The following is a 17,783-nucleotide window of genomic DNA, read 5'->3' as shown; positions in this document are numbered from 1 at the left end:
GCGGCCAGGGCGATGAGGCCGCAGACGGCACCCCAGCCGAACTGGGCGTAGGCACGGGTACCGAGCCATGATCCGGCACTCCCGCCGAGGAACGTGCAGGTCATGTAGCCGGTGTTCAGACGGTTGCGGGCCTCTGGCCGCAGGGCGAAGATGCGGGCCTGGTTGGCGACTTGGCCGCGCTGCACGGCCACGTCCAGCAGGAGCAGTCCGGCGGCCAGGATGTGTCACAGGTCCTGCGGGAGATCGGCAAGGCCGAGAGCGCGGGTGTTCGCGCACGGTGTCAGGTTGAAGTGGTCGGGGCGGGCCGGGGGTGTCGGCTCGCCCCGACCGGCGGGGCAGGGGGAGTTGAACCGCGGTGCGGTCCGTGCCCCGCGTCCGTGGCGCTCGCACCGCCTCACACGGCGAGCGTCTCCTTCGGTGCAGCGTCGTCCTCCTTGCGTCCGCCGGGGCGCCGGCCGAGCTTCTGGGCGATCTCGGCGCGCTTGTGCTCGCGCCTGGCCTTCGCCTCGTCCTTGCGGATCCGCTCGGCGGCCTCCTCCATGGCCTTCAGTTCGGCTCGTACGGAGTCGGTCGGGCGGCGCTCGAGGACGGCGTCGTAGCGCATGGCCAGCAGGTCCAGGGCCTGGGTGTCACTCTCCCTGACCTCCGCCAGGAGGGCTGTGCCGCCGGGCGGGACCTGCTGGACGAAGGTGCCGACGGCGGCGGTGGTCTCTTCTGCCCGCTGGTAGTCGTAGCCTCCGCCGATCAGCGCGCCGACGCCCACGCCCATCAGGACGCCGAGGGGTCCGCCGAGGATGCCGACCAGCGAGCCGACCAGTCCGCCGACCGCCGTGTTGCGCCCCTGCTCGGTGTCCATTCCCTCCGGGACGCGCACCGCGCCGTCCTCGAGGCGCTCGATCAGCACGGCGGCACGGACCTCCGTGGTGGCGGGGCTGAGGTGCTTCAGGTCGCTGAGCGCCTGGTAGGCGGCGGCGCGATCGGGGAAACGCAGGGTGACGGCGTTCTCGTTCACGGACATGAGCTCTCCTTCGGTCGGTGGACCCGCAAGGGGTCAGGTACGAGGGGGACGGCCACGGTGTCGACCTCGACGGGACTTCCACGACCATCTGTGAGACAGTATGTATCGAAGAGAGGTTGTGAGTCAATGCGTCTCACAAGTTGCCGAGAAAGAGGTGTTCCGATGCTCCGGAGCAACGACGACCCCCGCGCTCTGCGCAGCCGCGCCGCCGCCCTGGCCGCCGCCACCGAACTCCTCGTCGAAGGCGGCCCCGAGAACGTCACCCACTCCGCTGTCGCCAAACGAGCCGGAATCGGCCGCGCCACCGTGTACCGGCACTGGCCCGATCAGCAGGCCCTCCTCCTCGACGCGCTCGCAGGTGACGTCCGTCCCCTGCTCTCCTTCGACGACAGCCCCGTCCGTGACCAGTTGGTGAGTCAGGCGGAACAGCTGGCCCATCGCCTCAACCGGCCGAGCGCCGTGTCGATCCTCGTCACGGTCATCCAGCGGGCCGAGCGGGACGAGGGAGCGCGGCGCCTGCGCGAGGAGATGTTCGGCCAGGCCGACGAAGACTTCACCCGCGCGCTGGCCGCCGCCGTGGAACGCGGCGAACTCCGCCCCGGCGCCCAGGAACACGCCAGGGATCTCGTCGCCCGCATCATCGGACCGCTGCTCTTCGAACGCTTCCTGCACGGCGTACACCTTGAAAAGGACCTGGTGGTCAGCCTGGTCGACGCCGCGCTCGCGCCCTGGCTGCCGAAGAGGTGACGGTCCGTCAGGAGACCAACACCTGGCTCGCTGTCCGCGCCGCACCTTCGTACGGCTCGGCCGACGCGCTGCGTCACCGCGTTACCCCGGCGACAGGCCCGCACAGGACTCGGGAGAAGCTGGGGATCAACGGTGTCTCACACCCCCCAACGCCGAAGGAGAGACCCGAAGATGACGAACCGTCCGACGCGAGGGAATCCGTCCCGCAGGACCCTGATGAGCGCGACTGCGCTGAGCGGTCTCGCCCTGGCCGCGGGCACCACCGGTGCCGCGCGAGCGGCGTCCGCCGCACCGCCCGCCCGTACCGGACGAGTGGCAACCCCCGAGTCGTACACCGCGATACCCGTCGCCCCCGGTGGCGGCCCCGCCCCCACCGACCGTGTGCACGTGCTCAGGATCGGCCCCCGGGACGCGGCCACCGTGCTGGTCCTGGTGCCGGGCATGTTCGGGGCCGCCAATGACTTCCGGCTGATGGCGAGGGATCTGGTCGCGTCCGTGCCCGGGGTGCAGGTGTGGGTGTTCGACCGTCGGGAGGAGAACCTGGCGGACCGGGCCGGGTTCGGCGGCTCCGATCCCGCCGCCTACTACCTCGACGGTCACTACCGGTCCCAGGATCCGGCGGCCTCCGCCTTCGCCGCCGGGTGGGGGCTCTCGCGCACCCTGCGCGACCTGCGCACGGTCGTGCTGGCCGCCCGGGCCGGCGGTACCCGGCGGGTGGTGCTCGGTGGGCACTCCTGGGGTGCGACCACCGCACTGGCGTACGCCGCCTGGGACTTCGCGGGGAGCCCCGGGTTCCGGGACCTGGCCGGGCTCGCCGTGATCGACGGCGGGGTGCTCGGGGCGTTCGACGGGACCGGCTCGCCCGTGCAGGACTCGCCGGAGGAGGTCCGGCAGCGGCTCGCGGCGATCGAGGGCGGGGCCGTGTTCGACATGACCCTGAGCGCGGTCGGAGTGGGCACCCGGGCAGAGAGCACCCAGATCTGGTACCAGCTCGCCGGGTGGTACGCCCACCGGGACCCGGGCGGCCGTTCCGTGCTCCAGCCCCGGCTGCCGGACGCGCTGCGGCCCTCGTTCCCGGTGAGCAACGCGGCCCTGCTCGGCCTGCTCGTCGACGCCGGGTTCGGCTGGCCCAACGACATCACCGTCCACTCCGGGCACTTCGCCGAGAGCGCGGACAGCGATGGCGTACGGGGGTGGGTCGACGACGGGATCACGCCCCTCGCGCGCGTCGCCGAGGCGTACGCCGGTCCGGTGCCCGGTGTCTGGGAGTGGTACTGGCCCGCCCGGCTCTCCGTGGACCTCGACGTCACCGACGTCTACGCCGACACCGACCTCACCCGCTCGCTGGACCTGCGGCTGTACCACGGCGCCGGCATCGACGTACCGCTCTACGCCTTCGCCACCAGCTACTCCAAGGGCACGGTTCTGGAGGGCGCCCGCAAGGTCGCGGCCGGCTCCCGGGTGCCGTACGGCGTCTACGAGTCGGACGACGGCATGAACCACCTGGACCCGCTGTTCGCCGCGACGGACCACAACACGGCTACCCGCAGCCTCGCGGAGTTCCTGCGCACGGAATCCTCCGCGCCCCACTGAGGCGAAGTCGAACCGGGACGACGCGGGCGCCCGCCTCCCTCAGCCGTGTCCCGCCATGTCCGCATCAGGGATGGTGGTCGGCCTCGCCCGTAGCGTTCTGGACGGTGAGGAGCCGTACCTGTGAACCGTCACCGACCGCGCGCCAGCGGTGGGGGGTCCCTCCGCGGTAGTAGATGCTGTCTCCGGGGCCGAGCACGTGGAGACGGGGCCCGTCCGCCGTCTGCAGGTCGATCTCGATCTCGCCGGCCACGACGTAGACGAACTCGTCGCTGGGGTGGTCGAAGTACTCGTCGAACTGTTCCCCCACCCCCGTGTACTCCACGGGGTGGACGGGGTAGGCGGGGGCCCCGAGCATGCGCGCCGTTCCGCCGCCGCGGTTGGCCACGGGCAGGCCCTCGTGCGAACGCATCAGGTGGACGGAGTCGGCCGAGGTGCCGGGATGCGGCACCGCCGCCACGGTCATGAGTGCCTGCTGGGTGGTGCCGAGGGCGCGGGCGATGCGGTGCAGGGACGACATGCTCGGGCGGGTCAGCCCTCGCTCCAGCTGGCTGAGGAACGGGTGGGAGAGCGCGGCGCGCTCGGCCAGTTGGACGAGGGTCAGGCCCCGTTCCTTGCGCAGCTTGCGGATCGCGCTGCCGAGTTCGGCGCGCAGCGGCGCGTCCGTGTCCCCGGTGGCGGGCGACGTGCTGTGGGCGGGTTGGGCCGGCATAGCAGGAATCCTAAGGGGCGAGGTCAGCGGGCCGTTGAGGCCGCGGAGGCGGACAGCAGGAGGTTTTACGCCGGTGAAACACCGAGGCCCTACGCTCAATGTTGATGGCACGAACATTCTAGGTGTCGTCGAGTCCATCGAGTCGCACGGGTCGTACGTGCCTCCTCGTCCCGCCCAGCCCCAAGGGAGCCCCCTCATGGCCGCGGCCACCTCCGACCGTTCCGTCGCCTGCCCGCCGGACTCCGCCTTCCTCGACGCCATGGCCGGCCTGGCCGGGGGCGTCTGTGTCGTCACCGCCCTGACCCCGGAGGGGCGCCCGGTCGGCTTCACCAGCACCGCCGTGATGAGTCTGAGCCGCGAACCGCGACTGCTGGCCATCGGGGTGGGCCGCGGCGGCCGTTCGCTGCCCGCGCTGCTCGGAGGCCGCAGGTTCGCGCTGAACATCCTGCACTCCGGCGGCGAGCATGTCTCCCGGCGCTTCGCCGACCGCACCGCCGACCGGTTCGCGGACCTGGAGTGGACGGCCGACGAGCGCGGCGGGCTGCCGCTGCTGCTCGCGCACAGCTCGTACACGGTGCTGTGCCGCGTCGTACGCGACCTCCCGGCCGGGGACCACCACCTGATCGTCGCGGCCGTCGAGGACGTGGTGACCGGAACCGGCGGACCGACCGCGCTCGTGCACCACGACCGCCGCTACCACGCGCTCGGTGCCGCGTGAGCGGCCCCGACTGGTTCCAGGTCACCGAGATCGGCCCGGGCGCCTTCCTGATCGGCGAGCCCGGCCACGTCAACAGCTACCTCCTGCTCGGCGACGAGACGGCCCTGCTCTACGACACGGGCATGGGCATCGCCGACATCGGCGAGCGGGTGCGGCGGCTGACCGGGCTGCCGCTGCTCGTCGTCAACTCGCACCATCACTTCGACCACCGCGGCGGCAACGCCTCCCTGGCCACGTACGCCGAGGACATCGCCGTACACGCCGACGGAGCCGCCCTGCACACGGCTCCCGCTCCGTACGAGTGGCTGGAGGCGTACACGCACCTCGCGCAGGACCTGCGCAAGCGGTACGAGGAGTTCCACGCCCTGGACGCCGGCGGCTTCTTCCTGACGGACTCCCGCGTCGAGGTACGGCCGATCCCCGACCTGGCCGACTGGCGCATCGAGGCCGTACGCCCCACCCGCCTGCTGCGCGAAGGAGACGTCGTCGATCTGGGCGGGCGTCGCCTGGAGGTGCTGCACACCCCGGGGCACTCCCCGGACGGCATCTGCCTGTGGGAGCCGGAGACCGGGCTGCTGCTGGCCGGGGACACACTGATCAGCGGTACCTTCTTCGCCCACGTGCCGGGCGCCGACGTCGCCGCCTTCGCCGACTCGACGCGCCGCCTCGCGGAGTTGCCCGTCACCACCGCGCTGCTCGGCCACAATCTGCGGCACCGGGAGTCGGCGGACTTCGTGGGCCGGGTCGCCGAGGCGTTCGCGGCCGTACGGGACGGCCGCACCCACCCGTACGCCTCGACCGACATGTTCGGCGTCCCCGTACGCCGTCATGACTTCGACGGTTTCGCGGTGCTCACCGCGCCGCACGGAACGGACCGCTGACATGCCACCTCTGCTGCTGCGCGGCGCCCGGCTGCCCGACGGAGACGTCCGCGACCTCCTGCTCGACCCGGACAGCGGTCTCGTCGTCCGGGTCGCCCCACCCGGCGTGCTTCCCCCGGGCCCTCAGGAACTCGACCTGACCGGGTACCTGCTCCTGCCCGCCCCCGCGGAACCGCACGCCCACCTGGACAAGGCCCTGACCTGGGACCTGGCGGGCGCCCTGCCCGGAGACCTGCTCTCGGCCGTCACCGCCTGGCGCGCGTACGCCGCGCGGGTCACCGAGGAGGACGTGTTCCAGCGCGCCGGGCGGGCCGTCGACGAGCTGTGCGCGAACGGTGTGACGGCCGTCAGGACCCACGTGGATCTCCTGACGGACGACGGCAGCTACGGCACCGGTGATCCGCTGCGCGGCCTGCGCGCCCTGCTCCGGCTGCGCGGACAGCTCCGGGGGCGGGTACGGCTCCAGATCGCCGTCCTGCACATCGATTCCCCGGACGAACTGCTGCACCAGGCGCTCGAACTCGGTGCGGACCTGCTGGGAGGCTGCCCCCACCTGTCCGCCGACCCCGCCGCCTCCGTGGAACGCACCCTGCGCATCGCCGCCGAGCACCATGTGGGGGTCGACCTGCACGCGGACGAGACCCTCGACCCGGGCGCGGGGGACCTGCGCCTGCTCGCCCGTGCCGTGCGGGAGCGTGGCTTCGTCCCGGGTGTCACCGCGAGTCACTGTGTCAGCCTGGGCGCGATGGAGCCGGACGAGGCGGCGCGTACGGCGAAGGAGGTCGCGGCTGCCGGGATCGGCGTGGTCGCCCTCCCGCTCACGAACCTCTACCTCCAGGGCCGGGGCCACCCGTCGTCCACTCCGCGCGGGCTCACCGCCGTACGCGCGCTGCTGGACGCGGGCGTGAGGGTCGCGGCCGGCGGTGACAACATCCGGGATCCGTTCAACCCGGTGGGCCGGGCTGATCCGCTGGAGACCGCGTCCCTGCTGGTCACGGCCGGTCATCTCGCCCCGGACGAGGCGCTGCACGCGGTCACCGCGGGAGCCCGCGCCGTCCTCGGCCTGCCCGCGGCGGGACCGCACGAGGGGGCTGTCGCCGATCTTCTGGCGGTGCGTGGGCAGACCGTGTCGGAGGCGCTCGGCGCGTCCTGTCCCGAGCGGCTCGTCTTCGCCGGGGGGCGGCTGGTCAGCCGTACGTCGGTGGTCCGCGAACTCTACTGAGGCCGGCCATCGCCGGGTCCTGGCGAATGGATACGGCCGTGACACTGGCTGGAAACAATCAATGTTCATGCTATCAACATTCCGTACTGTGGCACTGAAGGGAGCTGATGTGCCGACCATCGCCGAAGAGACGCTCGACGCGACGCTGCGATTCGAGAGCGTCGACAAACACTTCGCCAACGGGACCACCGCCCTCGCCGGCCTCGAACTCTCCATCGCCCCAGGTGAGTTCGTCGCCGTCGTCGGCCCCTCGGGCTGCGGCAAGTCCACCCTGCTCCGCCTCGCCTCCGGCCTGGACACCGCTTCCGGCGGCACGGTCCACGCCCCCATCGACTCGGTCGGCTACGTGTTCCAGGACCCGACCCTGCTGCCCTGGCGCACCGTTCTCGCCAACGTCGAACTCCCCGCCGAACTCGCCGGGACCCCGAAGGCCGAACGTCGCGAGCGGGCGCTGGACGCCCTTCGGCTGGTCGGCCTGGAGGGCTTCGAGAAGCAGTTGCCGGGGCAGTTGTCCGGAGGCATGCGGATGCGCGTGTCCCTGGCTCGCGCCCTCATGACCCGGCCCTCGCTGTTCCTCCTCGACGAACCGTTCGGTGCTCTCGACGAGATGACCCGCCTGCGCATGCAGGAGGAACTCCAGCGCATCTACGCCGAGACCGGCTTCGCCGCGCTGTTCATCACCCACTCGGTGACCGAGGCCGTCTTCCTGGCCGGCCGGGTCGTCGTGATGTCGGCACGCCCCGGGCGGATCACCGCCTCCTTCGACGTCCCCTTCCCGCATCCCCGCCCGGCCGAGCTGCGCTACGACCCCGAGTTCGGCCGCATCGCCGGCGAGGTCTCGGCGGCTCTGCGAGGAGGTCTCCAGTGAGCGCCGACATCACCGCACCGGCCGAAGTGGCCGTAACGGCACCGCAGTTGACGAAGACCGCGCGGCAGGCCCGCCGGCGCCGGATCCGGCCCTCCGCCGTACTCACCCCGCTCGGCTCGCTCGGCGTGGCCCTCGGCCTCTGGTACGCCGCGAGCTATCTGCTGCTCAGCCCCGACCGGCGCTTCCTCGTCCCGCCCCCGCAGCAGGTGCTGACCGTGTCCTTCCTCGACTGGACCCATCTGCAGCCCATGCTCCAGGCGCTGTGGCTCACGGCGCAGGTCGCGCTCGTCGGGCTGCTCATCGCATCCCTGCTCGGGGTGACGGCGGCGGTGCTGATGAGCAGGGCCCGCTGGCTGGAGCGCTCCCTGTACCCCTACGCGGTCATTCTGCAGACCGTGCCGATCCTCGCGATCGTGCCGCTGATCGGCCTCTGGTTCGGCTTCGGCTTCACCAGCCGGGTGGTCGTCTGTGTCCTGATCGCCCTCTTCCCGATGATCGCCAACACCCTGTTCGGCATCCAGTCGGTCGACCGCACCCACCACGATCTGTTCACCCTCCAGCGGGCGAGCCGCTGGGCCAGGCTGCGCAAACTCGAACTGCCCGCCGCCCTTCCCTCGGTCTTCACCGGTCTGCGCACCTCCTCCGGCCTGTCCGTGATCGGCGCGATCGTCGGTGACATGTTCTTCAAGCAGGGCGAACCCGGCATCGGGACCCTGCTCGACGTCTACCGCTCCCGGCTGCAGTCCGAGGACCTGTTCGCCGCGATCATCCTCGCCTCGCTCTTCGGCGTCGCGGTCTTCGCCGTCTTCACCCTCGTGGCCCGCCTCGCCGTGGGCTCCTGGCACGCCTCGGCCGACCGGCCGTAGCCCGCTCCCGCCTCTTCCTCCTCCTCACCCGTCCCTCAGGGAGTTCAGTCATGCCCTCTTCACACAGACGCGTCGCCATCGCGGGCGTTTCCTCCGCAATCGCCCTGGTATCGATCACCGCCTGCGGCGGTGGCTCCACGGCCTCCACCGGCTCCGCCGACAAGCTCCAGGCAGCTCCCGCCGCGCAGAACCTGGCCAGCGTCTGCCCCAAGACGGTCGTCGTCCAGGTCGACTGGGAGCCCGAGGCCGAACACGGCCCCCTCTACAACCTCGTCGGCCCCGGCTACAAAGTCGACTCCGACAAGAAGCGCATCACCGGACCGCTGGTCATCGGCGGCAAGGACACCGGCGTCGACATCCAGATCCGGGCCGGCGGCTCCGCCATCGGCTACCAGACCGTCCCCTCGCAGATGTACGTCGACAAGAGCATCACCCTCGGCACGGTCACCACCGACGTGGCGATCACGGCGTCCGCCAAGCAGCCGGTCACGGCCGTCGCCGCACTGATGAAGAAGAGCCCGCAGGTCCTGATGTGGGACCCCGCCACCCACCCCGACTGGAAGACGATCGCGGACATCGGAAAGTCGAACGCGAAGGTTGTCTACGTCAACGGCAGCACCTACGCCTCGCTGCTGGTCTCCAAAGGCCTGATCAAGAAGAGCCAGCTGGACGGCAGTTACGACGGCGCGCCCGCCCGCTTCGTCTCCAACCCGGGCATCGCCCAGCAGGGCTTCGCCACCGCCGAGCCGTACATCTACCAGCACGAGGTGTCGGCCTGGAAGAAGCCGATCAAGTACCAGCTGCTCGCGGACGTCGGCTACAACGTCTACCCGGAAGCCCTCTCGGTGCGCAGCGGCGAGCTGAAGTCCCTCAGCCCCTGCCTGAAGAAGCTCGTCCCCGTACTGCAGCAGTCGACCGCCGACTACGCGGCCAAGCCGTCGGCGACCGTCAAGCTCATCGCCGACCTGGTCCAGCAGTACAACACCGGCTGGGTCTACTCCGAGGGCACCGGCACCTTCGCCGCGAAGCAGATGGTCAAGCTCGGCATTCTCGGCAACGAGGCCGACGGGAGCGTCGGGAGCTTCGACACGAAGCGTGTCGCCTCCGCCCTGAAGACGTTCACCCCCCTCGTCGAGCAGAGCGGCGCCAAGGTCAAGGCGGGACTGACCGCGCAGGACCTGGCGACCGACGAGTTCATCGACCCCTCGATCGGACTGAAGTGATGACGACCGGAAACCTGACCGCACTCACCGAACTCGTCGACGACGGACGGGCTTTGGGCCTGGCCGAACGCCGACCGACTCCCGGGATCGAGGAGTTCTGCGCCGAGGCCGCCGAACTCCTCGGCACCGACGGGGTGATCCGCGACCCGGCGGCACGGGAGAAGGCCTCCTGCGACTGGGCTCACATGTCGCCCATCCTGTCCGCGCGCCTTCCCGCCGGCCACGCCGAGGCCGTCCTGCGCCCCACCGCGCACGAGCAGATCCCGGGCATCCTGGCCCTGGCCCACCGTCACCGCATCCCCCTCACCCCGCGCGGCAAGGGCACCGGCAACTACGGCCAGGCGATCCCCCTGTACGACGGCGCGGTCCTCGACCTCACCGGCTGCGGCCGGATCCTCGACGCCGGCGACGGCTGGATCCGCGCCGAGGCCGGGGCGAGGATGTCCGACCTCGAAGGCCACGCCCGCACCCTGGGCCAGGAGCTGTGGATGTTCCCGTCGACCTTCGGCACCACGGTCGGCGGCTTCCTCTCCGGCGGAAGCGGCGGCACCGGGTCCCTGGTGCACAAGACCAACAGCGACGGTTTCGTACGGGAGTTGACGGTCGTACCGTGCACGGCGGACGCCGAACCTTTCACCGTGAGCGAGACGGACGCACTGCCGTACATCCACGCCTACGGCACCACCGGGATCATTGCCACCGCGACCGTACGGCTCCAGCGGGCCCGCACCTGGACGGGCCTCTTCGCGGCCTTCGCCGACTGGGCGTCCGCCACTGCCGCGCTGTCGGCGCTCGTACGCCTCGAACCGGCACCGCGCCTGGCCTCGCTGGACGAGGCCGGCCTCGTGGGGGTCTACCCGGCGGACCCCGCGCTGGACGCCACGGCCCTGAGTGTGCGCGCGATCATCGAGGAGGAGGCCGTCGACCAGGCACGGGCGATCGTCCGGTCGCACGGCGGCAGCGTCCTCGACATCCGGCCCGCACCGGACGGCCCCGCGCTGATCAGCTCGATGTCCTTCAACCACCCCACCTACCACCTGATGAAGGCCGAGGACGGCTGGTTCCACCTGGAGATCGGTGGCGACGTCCTGCTCGGCGACACCACCGAGATCCGGAAGGTCTTCCCGGACACCCTGCTCCACCTGGAGGGCATGCGCTCCGGCACGGTCGGCATGCTCATGGCCCGCTACCAGGACGAGCAGACCGTGTACGCCGGCACAGCCGCCCTGGAAGCCCTGGGCGTCCGCGTGCACAGCCCGCACAACTGGTACGTCGACCGCCGTCTGGACCTGGTCCGGGAGACGGCCCGCACCGCCGACCCGCTCGGTCTGCTCAACCCCGGCAAGATTCCCGCCAGTTCGCAGGAGACGCCGTGACCTTCACCCGGTTCATCGACCTCAGCGGCCCGGAGATCGAGCGGTTCGGCGAGGACACCGTCGCCGTGCTGCCGGTCGGCGCGATCGAGCAGCACGGGCCCCATCTGCCCGTCGCCACCGACTACTACATGGCCGAAGCCGTCGCCGAGGGCGCCGCCCAGCTCGCGGGGGAGAGCTGCGACGTCACGCTGCTGCCCGGCCTCGCCTACACCAAGTCCGACGAACACGCCTGGTCCGCGGGCACGTTGTGGCTCAGCGCCCGCACCCTGCTGTCCGTCCTCGACGATCTCGGCCGCTCCCTGGCCGCAGGGCCCATCCGGCGGCTGGCCTTCCTCAACGCGCACGGCGGCAACAGTGCCCTGCTCGGCGTGGCCCTGCGCGAACTGCGCACCCGCCACGGCCTGCGCACCTTCCTGCTGCACGCCTCCCTCCCCGCCGACCAGGGCGGCACGTCCACGGCCACGGAGCACGGCATGGGCGTGCACGGCGGACTCAAGGAGACCGCCGCCATGCTCCACCTCCGCCCGGACCTGGTGGACATGAGCCAGGCCCGCCGCAGCGTCCCCGAACACCTCACCGCGTACGAGCACATCGGCTTCGGCAAGCCGGTGTCCTTCGGCTGGACCAGCGACGACTTCGCCACCGGCAACGGCCTCATCGGTGATCCCACGGGAGCCACGCCCGAACTGGGCCGCAAGCTCGTCGACGCGTCGATCGCCGCAGGCGCAGCCGCCCTGCGCGAATGCGCCCGCTTCCTGCCCAACCGCTGACCGGGAGCCCTCCATGGCCAACCCCCCGCTCCACACCCCGCTGCGTGACATCACCGCCCACCACATCACCGCCGGCGACACCGTCAAGCTCGCCGTGCTCACCGGCCCCCGGGACGGCTCGCCCACCACCGTCGTCTTCGAGGTCTGGGAACCGGGCGGCGCCCAGCCCCTCAACTGGCACCCCGAGTCCGTCGAGACGTTCGTCGTGCTCGCCGGCCACGGCCGCGCCGCCAGCGACGAGCACGAGCGCGACCTCGCCCCCGGCGACGTCCTGGTCCTGCCCGTCGGCTCCAAGCACCGCATCGTGAACACGTCCGCCACCGAACGCCTCTACACCCTCACCGTGATGGCCCCCGACGAGGGCTTCGCGGATCTCATCGAACGTGGACCGGTCGCCGCCCTGGACGAGCAGGATCTGGCCGTCCTGCGAGCGGGAACGCCATGAGCATGGATCTCCTCGCCGCCTTCTGGGCCTACGAACAGGCGCTCGCCGCCAACGACTTGACCGGGCTGGACCACTGGTTCCTCGACGCGCCCGACACCCTGCGCGCCGAGGGCGACAACGTCCTGGTGGGCCACACCGCCATCGCAGACTTCCGGCGGGGGAGGGGAGGGGCTCCCGCCCGAGTGGTCGAGCGGGTGCACGTGGTCCGGCCGGCGGCGGGGGCCGCGGTCGTGACCGCCGAGACCCGGCGGCAGGACGGCACGCGCGGGCTCCAGACGCAGGTGTGGCAGCACACCGACGCCGGGTGGCGGATCGCCGCCGCGCACGTGAGCGCCGTATCCGCGCCGACGCCGGACGGCCGCCCGGACCCGGCGGTGTGGCGGGTGTCCAACGGGCCGCTCGTGGCGTCCACCGGACAGGGCCCGCTGGCCCATGTACGCCTCGCGGTGAAGGACCTGTTCGCGGCGGCGGGACAGCGCGTCGGCGCGGGCAACCCCGCCTGGCTCGCCGAGGCCCGCACAGAACTCGAACACGCGGACGCCGTACGGCAGTTGCTCGACGCGGGCGCCGAACTCACCGGCATCGCCCAGACCGACGAACTCGCCTTCAGCCTCGCCGGCACCAACACGCACTACGGCACCCCCGCCAACCCCGGCGCACCCGGCCGGATCACCGGCGGCTCCAGCAGCGGCCCGGCCGCCGCCGTGGCCCGCGGCTGGGCGGACCTGGGCCTGGCCACCGACACCGCCGGCTCGATCCGCGTGCCCGCCTCCTACTGCGGCCTGTACGGCTGGCGGCCCACCCACGGCGCCACCCCCGACGGGGGCCTGCTGGCGCTGGCCCCCTCGTTCGACACCGCCGGGCTCTTGGCCCGCGACCCCGTCCTGCTGCGGACAGCGGCCGAGGCGCTGCTGACACCGGGCGACACCACCCCGCCGATCACCCAGTGCATGGTGGACGAGGAACTGGTCTCGCTCGCGGAACCCGAGGTCCGCGCCTCCTTCGAGGCCGCCTGCCGGGCACTGACCCTGCGTACCGCGCTGCCCCTGACGCGTACCCGCACCGGAGCCGCCGAGCACCTGGAGGAGTGGTTCGCCGCCTTCCGCACCGTCCAGGCCGCCGAAGCCTGGGAGCAGCACGGCGCGTGGATCACCCGTCACCCGGGCGCGCTCGCCCCGGACGTCGCGGCGCGCTTCGAGAACGGCCGCAGAGTGAGCGCGGCCGAACGGGCGCAGGCGGAACAGGTCCTGTCCGACGGGCGGAAGGCGCTGGACGCCGTACTTCCGCCCGGGACCGCCCTGCTGCTGCCCGCCACGAGTGGTCCCGCCCCTCTCGCCGACGCGCCGCCCGAGGAGGTGGAGGCCGTCCGTGCCGCCACCCTCCGGCTGACCTGCCTCGCCTCCCTGGCCGGACTCCCGTCGGTCGTCGCCCCGCTGCTGCGGGTGCGCTCGCTGCCCGTCGGCCTGTGCGCGCTGGGCGCCCGGGGCACCGACCGAGCCCTGCTGGACCTCGCCGCCGACCTGGGGAGCCCCACGCATGTCTGAGCACCACAGCAAGACCGGGCCCGACTCCGGCAGCGGCGGACGGATCGTCACCCCGGCCTGCCCGGACCGTGACCGAGGTCCGTTCCTGGATCTTGCTGGCCGTACGAGGAGTTCCGCGCATGTCTGAGCGCCACGGCCTGATCGGGCCCAACTCCCGCAACGCCTGGCAGCCGGACGGCAAGACCGTGGTACTGGCCCGCCCCCACCGCGACCCGCACCCGGTCACCGTCGAGGCACTCCCACAGACCGTGACCGCCGACCTCGCCGCGACCGCGCTGATCGTCGTCGACATGCAGAACGACTTCTGCTCGCCCGACGGCTGGCTCGCCTCCATCGGCGTGGACGTAACCCCCGCGCGCGCCCCCATCCCCGTCATCGCCGGCCTGCTGCCCCCGCTGCGAGCCGCCGGCGTCCCCGTCATCTGGCTCAACTGGGGCAACCGCCCCGACCGAGCCAACCTCCCGCCCGGCGTCCTGCACGTCTACGACCCCGACGGCACCGGCGGCGGCATCGGCGCCCCGCTCCCGCGCGGCCGGGTACTGGAGCAGGGCAGCCCCTCGGCCGCGATCGTCGCCGAACTGGAGACCGCGGACGGCGACCTCCATGTCTCCAAGTACCGGATGAGCGGCTTCCAGGACACCGAGCTGGACAGCGTGCTGCGCAACCTGCGGGTCGACACCCTGCTGTTCGCCGGCGTCAACGCCGACCAGTGTGTCCTGGCCACCCTCATGGACGCCGCGAACCTCGGCTACGACGTGGTCATGGTGGAGGACGCGGTGGCCACCACCTCACCCGCCTACTGCATGGACGCCACCCTTTACAACGTCCGCCAGTGCTTCGGGTTCACCCTCACCGCCGGAGCCCTGCGGGAGGCCCTGAAGTGAACCTCCTCCAACCCGGACTCGGTCCCCTGGACGGTGACCACTACCTCCCCGCCGACCCGTCCCGCGTGCACTGGGGCCTGCTGCCCAACGCCACCGCGAAACCGGCGCTGACCGTCCGCTCCGGCGACACCGTCACCTTCGACACCATCAGCCACGAGGGCATCCTCGAAGACCAGGGCCGCGACCCGGCCGCCTTCTTCGGGGCGGCCGGCATCGCCGCGAACGGCCTGCTGCACGACGCCGTCGAACTGGCCGCCTCCGCACGCGAACACCTGCCGCACACGCACGGCCCGCACGTCGTCACCGGACCCGTGGCACTGCACGGCGCACAGCCCGGCGACGTACTGGAGGTCGAGGTCCTGACCCTGCTCCGCCGCGCTCCCTACGGAGTGATCAGCAACCGGCACGGCAGGGGGGCCCTGCCCGGCGAATACCCGCAGACACCCCAGGGCGAGCCGTCCAGCCTGGTCGCGACCGTGGGCGAGGACGGCCGGGGCCAGCTCCCGATCGGCGACGGCCGCCAACTCGCCTTCCCCCTGCGCCCGTTCCTGGGCATCATGGGCGTCGCCCCGGCCACCGAATCCCGCGTCCACTCCGTCCCGCCCGGCCCGCACGGCGGGAACATCGACGTCCGCCACCTCGGCACCGGCGCCCGCCTCTTCCTCCCCGTCCAGGTCCCCGAGGCCCTCTTCTACGTCGGCGACCCGCACTTCTCCCAGGGCGACGGCGAAGTCGCCCTCACCGCCTTCGAAGCACCCCTGCGCGCCACCCTCCGCCTCACCGTGCACACGGACCCGGCGACCCGCTCTCTGGCCGCCCGGCTGCGCGCACCGTTCGCGGAGACGCGGTCCGAGCACATCGTGCTGGGCCTCGACCGCGACCTCGACGAGGCCCTGCGCAACGCCGTACGCGACGCACTCACCCTCCTCACCGACCGGTACGCCATCCCCGGCCCCGTCGGCCTGGCCTACCTCAGCGCGGCAGCCGACTTCCACGTTTCCCAGGTGGTCGACATCGTCAAGGGCGTCCACGGCCGCATCTCCAAGGCGGACCTGATGTGTTGAACGGTTGTCGGCCGGGGGCTGAGCTGACGATTGCGGCCGGTGAATTTCACACATGAAGTTGAGAGTTGTACTTATTGAGCTCCGTCTTCAGGTATAGCGTGGCGACGAGCGGATGATCAACGTCCGCACGACCGGGCGCCGGACACACCGGCCCGCTGCCGACGGAGTCCGGCCCGGCCCACTGACCCGCGTGAGTCTTCGACAGCTTCCTGGGAGCACGGTATGAAGGTCTGGATACGGATGGTCGTCGGGGTTCTGCTGCTCTTCTTCGGCGTGGTGTGGAGCTTGCAGGGTTCGGACGTGATCGGGGGCAGCGGCATGTCGGGGCAGGCTCAGTGGCTGGTGATCGGGGTGTTCGTGGGCGTCGTCGGCGCGATCCTGCTCGTCGGCGGAGTCAGGAAACTGCGGGCGGGAGCGGGGGCTTGACCGAGAACGCGGACGGTGAGGGCAGGCCGGTCGGGCGGCGGGTCGTTCTCGGCATCCTTGGACTCGGCGCCGTCGCGGTGCCGGTCGGCGGGCGCCTGCAGGACGTGACGGACAGCCTGCTGGCCACCGTGAGCAGCAAGGACCCCACCGGTCTGACCGGGCTGCTGCCGGGCGGCGGGGGTTTCCGCTTCTACTCCGTGGCCGACAGCATCCCGCACCGCTCCTCCGCCGACTACCGGCTCACGGTCAACGGCCTCGTCGACCGCCCGGCGACGTACACACTGGAGGAGTTGAAAGCCATGCCGCGCACCCGCCTGGTCCGGGACGTCCAGTGCGTCACCGGCTGGCGGGTGCCGCAGACGCCGTTCGCCGGCGTGCGGCTGTCCCATCTGCTGGAGGCGGCCGGGGTGAAACCGGAGGCCAAAGCCCTGCACTTCACGTGCTTCGACGGGGTGTACACCGAAAGCCTCACCCTGGAGCAGGCGCGGCGCCCCGACATGCTCGTCGCCTACGAGATGCAGGACAAGCCGGTCACCGCCGCGCACGGCGGACCCGTACGGCTGTATGCCGCGCCGATGTACTTCTACAAGTCGGCGAAGTGGCTCGCCGGGATCACGGTCACCGACCGGGTCGTACCCGGCTACTGGGAGCCGCGCGGCTACGACATCGACGCATGGGTCGGCAAGTCGAACGGACGCGACGATGACTCGACCGGCTGAACCGTCCGAGCTGATCCGGCGCTTCACCGCCGCGGAGCGCTGGATCCACCGCGCCACGGCCGCGCTGATGGGTACGGCCCTGGTCACCGCCGCGTTCCTCTACCTGCCCGCGCTGGCGGAGCTCGTCGGCCGGCGAAGCCTGCTGGTGACCGTGCACGAGTGGGCGGGGATCATCCTGCCCGTCCCGCTCCTGGCCGGGCTTGTCTCCCGGGCCTTCCGCGCCGACCTCGTCCGCCTGAACCGGTTCGGTGCCCACGACCGCGGCTGGCTGCGGGCGACGCTGCGCCGGCGTCCTCACCGGTCGGGGAAGTTCAACGCGGGTCAGAAGATGTACGCGGCGGTGATCTCCGGAGCCGTGTTGGTGATGATCGGCACCGGCCTCATCATGTGGTTCCCGCGTCTCACCCCGTTGTTCCTGCGCACGGGGGCGACGTTCGTCCACGACTGGCTGGCCCTGCTCATCGGTGCCCTGGTCTGCGGTCATATCTGGATGGCGTACAACGACCCCGAGGCGCGCACCGGCCTGCGCACCGGCCTCGTGTCCCGCTCCTGGGCCAGGCGCCATCACCCCCTGTGGGAAGCCGAACAGCCCGGCAGCGATGACCAGCTCACCCCGGCCGCGCAATCCGTCGGCACAGCTGCTGAGAACGACGTCGGGCCCGTCGACTGAGAGAGGCCCGGTTGCCGGAGCGACCGGCCTGCTGCGGCGG

20 protein-coding genes are annotated in these 17,783 nt (G+C 71.7%); 18 read left to right on the top strand and 2 right to left on the bottom strand.

The genetic code is table 11. The annotated features are described in order from the left end of the window. Window positions 1-394: 394 nt before the first annotated feature. Window positions 395-1,018: a hypothetical protein gene (locus ACFXC1_RS34825; protein ID WP_381250555.1), complete on the bottom strand. Its 624-nt coding sequence runs from the start codon at window positions 1,016-1,018 to the stop codon at window positions 395-397. 162 nt (window positions 1,019-1,180) lie between these two features. Here ACFXC1_RS34825 and ACFXC1_RS34820 point away from each other — a divergent pair, with 162 nt between their 5' ends. Beyond that, window positions 1,181-1,765, top strand: coding sequence for a TetR/AcrR family transcriptional regulator (locus tag ACFXC1_RS34820; RefSeq protein WP_381250553.1), 585 nt, complete (start codon window positions 1,181-1,183; stop codon window positions 1,763-1,765). A 216-nt stretch (window positions 1,766-1,981) separates the two neighbouring features. Further along, window positions 1,982-3,358 (top strand): alpha/beta hydrolase, encoded by a 1,377-nt coding sequence (locus ACFXC1_RS34815; protein WP_381250551.1) that lies wholly within the window; start codon window positions 1,982-1,984, stop codon window positions 3,356-3,358. Window positions 3,359-3,422: 64 nt separating this feature from the next. On the opposite strand, the gene ACFXC1_RS34810 is transcribed toward ACFXC1_RS34815, so the two are convergent. Next, a complete protein-coding gene (locus ACFXC1_RS34810; RefSeq protein ID WP_381250549.1) occupies window positions 3,423-4,067 on the bottom strand; it encodes a helix-turn-helix domain-containing protein in 645 nt (214 codons plus the stop codon). A gap of 196 nt (window positions 4,068-4,263) precedes the next feature. Here ACFXC1_RS34810 and ACFXC1_RS34805 point away from each other — a divergent pair, with 196 nt between their 5' ends. From ACFXC1_RS34805 to ACFXC1_RS34730, 16 genes are all read left to right on the top strand, one after another. Continuing rightward, window positions 4,264-4,785 (top strand): flavin reductase family protein, encoded by a 522-nt coding sequence (locus ACFXC1_RS34805; protein ID WP_381250547.1) that lies wholly within the window; start codon window positions 4,264-4,266, stop codon window positions 4,783-4,785. Then, on the top strand, window positions 4,782-5,666 hold the full coding sequence (locus ACFXC1_RS34800; RefSeq protein WP_381250545.1) for an MBL fold metallo-hydrolase: 885 nt from the start codon (window positions 4,782-4,784) through the stop codon (window positions 5,664-5,666). Before ACFXC1_RS34805 ends, ACFXC1_RS34800 begins: the two co-directional genes overlap by 4 nt. A 1-nt stretch (window position 5,667) precedes the next feature. Further along, the gene (locus ACFXC1_RS34795; protein WP_381250543.1) at window positions 5,668-6,888 is read left to right on the top strand and encodes an amidohydrolase family protein; all 1,221 of its coding nucleotides are present in this window, start codon (window positions 5,668-5,670) and stop codon (window positions 6,886-6,888) included. Window positions 6,889-6,997: 109 nt separating this feature from the next. After that, window positions 6,998-7,756: an ABC transporter ATP-binding protein gene (locus ACFXC1_RS34790; protein ID WP_381250541.1), complete on the top strand. Its 759-nt coding sequence runs from the start codon at window positions 6,998-7,000 to the stop codon at window positions 7,754-7,756. After that, on the top strand, window positions 7,753-8,622 hold the full coding sequence (locus ACFXC1_RS34785; protein WP_381250539.1) for an ABC transporter permease: 870 nt from the start codon (window positions 7,753-7,755) through the stop codon (window positions 8,620-8,622). Before ACFXC1_RS34790 ends, ACFXC1_RS34785 begins: the two co-directional genes overlap by 4 nt. Window positions 8,623-8,672: 50 nt before the next feature. Next, window positions 8,673-9,845: a substrate-binding domain-containing protein gene (locus ACFXC1_RS34780; protein ID WP_381250537.1), complete on the top strand. Its 1,173-nt coding sequence runs from the start codon at window positions 8,673-8,675 to the stop codon at window positions 9,843-9,845. Continuing rightward, window positions 9,845-11,221: an FAD-binding oxidoreductase gene (locus ACFXC1_RS34775; protein ID WP_381250535.1), complete on the top strand. Its 1,377-nt coding sequence runs from the start codon at window positions 9,845-9,847 to the stop codon at window positions 11,219-11,221. The genes ACFXC1_RS34780 and ACFXC1_RS34775 overlap by 1 nt, the downstream gene beginning before the upstream one ends. After that, on the top strand, window positions 11,218-11,991 hold the full coding sequence (locus tag ACFXC1_RS34770) for a creatininase family protein (RefSeq protein ID WP_381250533.1): 774 nt from the start codon (window positions 11,218-11,220) through the stop codon (window positions 11,989-11,991). Before ACFXC1_RS34775 ends, ACFXC1_RS34770 begins: the two co-directional genes overlap by 4 nt. Before the next feature lie 13 nt (window positions 11,992-12,004). Beyond that, a complete protein-coding gene (locus ACFXC1_RS34765; protein WP_381250531.1) occupies window positions 12,005-12,436 on the top strand; it encodes a cupin domain-containing protein in 432 nt (143 codons plus the stop codon). Then, complete coding sequence (locus ACFXC1_RS34760; protein WP_381250529.1) at window positions 12,433-13,980, top strand: amidase; 1,548 nt, start codon at window positions 12,433-12,435, stop codon at window positions 13,978-13,980. The genes ACFXC1_RS34765 and ACFXC1_RS34760 overlap by 4 nt, the downstream gene beginning before the upstream one ends. Beyond that, the gene (locus ACFXC1_RS34755) at window positions 13,973-14,107 is read left to right on the top strand and encodes a hypothetical protein (protein ID WP_381250527.1); all 135 of its coding nucleotides are present in this window, start codon (window positions 13,973-13,975) and stop codon (window positions 14,105-14,107) included. Before ACFXC1_RS34760 ends, ACFXC1_RS34755 begins: the two co-directional genes overlap by 8 nt. Next, a complete protein-coding gene (locus tag ACFXC1_RS34750; RefSeq protein WP_381250525.1) occupies window positions 14,100-14,864 on the top strand; it encodes a cysteine hydrolase family protein in 765 nt (254 codons plus the stop codon). Before ACFXC1_RS34755 ends, ACFXC1_RS34750 begins: the two co-directional genes overlap by 8 nt. After that, window positions 14,861-15,928: an acetamidase/formamidase family protein gene (locus ACFXC1_RS34745; RefSeq protein ID WP_381250523.1), complete on the top strand. Its 1,068-nt coding sequence runs from the start codon at window positions 14,861-14,863 to the stop codon at window positions 15,926-15,928. Before ACFXC1_RS34750 ends, ACFXC1_RS34745 begins: the two co-directional genes overlap by 4 nt. A 222-nt stretch (window positions 15,929-16,150) precedes the next feature. Further along, window positions 16,151-16,354: a hypothetical protein gene (locus ACFXC1_RS34740; RefSeq protein WP_381250521.1), complete on the top strand. Its 204-nt coding sequence runs from the start codon at window positions 16,151-16,153 to the stop codon at window positions 16,352-16,354. Next, window positions 16,351-17,073, top strand: a complete 723-nt coding sequence (locus tag ACFXC1_RS34735) for a molybdopterin-dependent oxidoreductase (RefSeq protein ID WP_318021395.1) — start codon at window positions 16,351-16,353, stop codon at window positions 17,071-17,073. The genes ACFXC1_RS34740 and ACFXC1_RS34735 overlap by 4 nt, the downstream gene beginning before the upstream one ends. Next, on the top strand, window positions 17,057-17,743 hold the full coding sequence (locus ACFXC1_RS34730) for a cytochrome b/b6 domain-containing protein (protein ID WP_381250519.1): 687 nt from the start codon (window positions 17,057-17,059) through the stop codon (window positions 17,741-17,743). Before ACFXC1_RS34735 ends, ACFXC1_RS34730 begins: the two co-directional genes overlap by 17 nt. Window positions 17,744-17,783 lie beyond the last annotated feature (40 nt).

The organism is Streptomyces hokutonensis (assembly GCF_042751305.1).
Lineage (GTDB): Bacteria > Actinomycetota > Actinomycetes > Streptomycetales > Streptomycetaceae > Streptomyces > Streptomyces hokutonensis_A.
The sequence above is the reverse complement of the archived record's forward strand: the minus strand, read 5'-3'. Positions and strand labels throughout refer to the sequence as shown.

Coding starts and splice junctions, on each gene's coding strand:
- ACFXC1_RS34805 (WP_381250547.1), top strand. CDS start 4,264: ATGGCCGCGGCCACCTCCGACCGTTCCGTCGCCTGCCCGCCGGACTCC.
- ACFXC1_RS34810 (WP_381250549.1), bottom strand. CDS start 4,067: ATGCCGGCCCAACCCGCCCACAGCACGTCGCCCGCCACCGGGGACACG.
- ACFXC1_RS34755 (WP_381250527.1), top strand. CDS start 13,973: ATGTCTGAGCACCACAGCAAGACCGGGCCCGACTCCGGCAGCGGCGGA.
- ACFXC1_RS34750 (WP_381250525.1), top strand. CDS start 14,100: ATGTCTGAGCGCCACGGCCTGATCGGGCCCAACTCCCGCAACGCCTGG.
- ACFXC1_RS34820 (WP_381250553.1), top strand. CDS start 1,181: ATGCTCCGGAGCAACGACGACCCCCGCGCTCTGCGCAGCCGCGCCGCC.
- ACFXC1_RS34740 (WP_381250521.1), top strand. CDS start 16,151: ATGAAGGTCTGGATACGGATGGTCGTCGGGGTTCTGCTGCTCTTCTTC.
- ACFXC1_RS34775 (WP_381250535.1), top strand. CDS start 9,845: ATGACGACCGGAAACCTGACCGCACTCACCGAACTCGTCGACGACGGA.
- ACFXC1_RS34730 (WP_381250519.1), top strand. CDS start 17,057: ATGACTCGACCGGCTGAACCGTCCGAGCTGATCCGGCGCTTCACCGCC.
- ACFXC1_RS34780 (WP_381250537.1), top strand. CDS start 8,673: ATGCCCTCTTCACACAGACGCGTCGCCATCGCGGGCGTTTCCTCCGCA.
- ACFXC1_RS34760 (WP_381250529.1), top strand. CDS start 12,433: ATGAGCATGGATCTCCTCGCCGCCTTCTGGGCCTACGAACAGGCGCTC.
- ACFXC1_RS34815 (WP_381250551.1), top strand. CDS start 1,982: ATGAGCGCGACTGCGCTGAGCGGTCTCGCCCTGGCCGCGGGCACCACC.
- ACFXC1_RS34795 (WP_381250543.1), top strand. CDS start 5,668: ATGCCACCTCTGCTGCTGCGCGGCGCCCGGCTGCCCGACGGAGACGTC.
- ACFXC1_RS34765 (WP_381250531.1), top strand. CDS start 12,005: ATGGCCAACCCCCCGCTCCACACCCCGCTGCGTGACATCACCGCCCAC.
- ACFXC1_RS34825 (WP_381250555.1), bottom strand. CDS start 1,018: ATGTCCGTGAACGAGAACGCCGTCACCCTGCGTTTCCCCGATCGCGCC.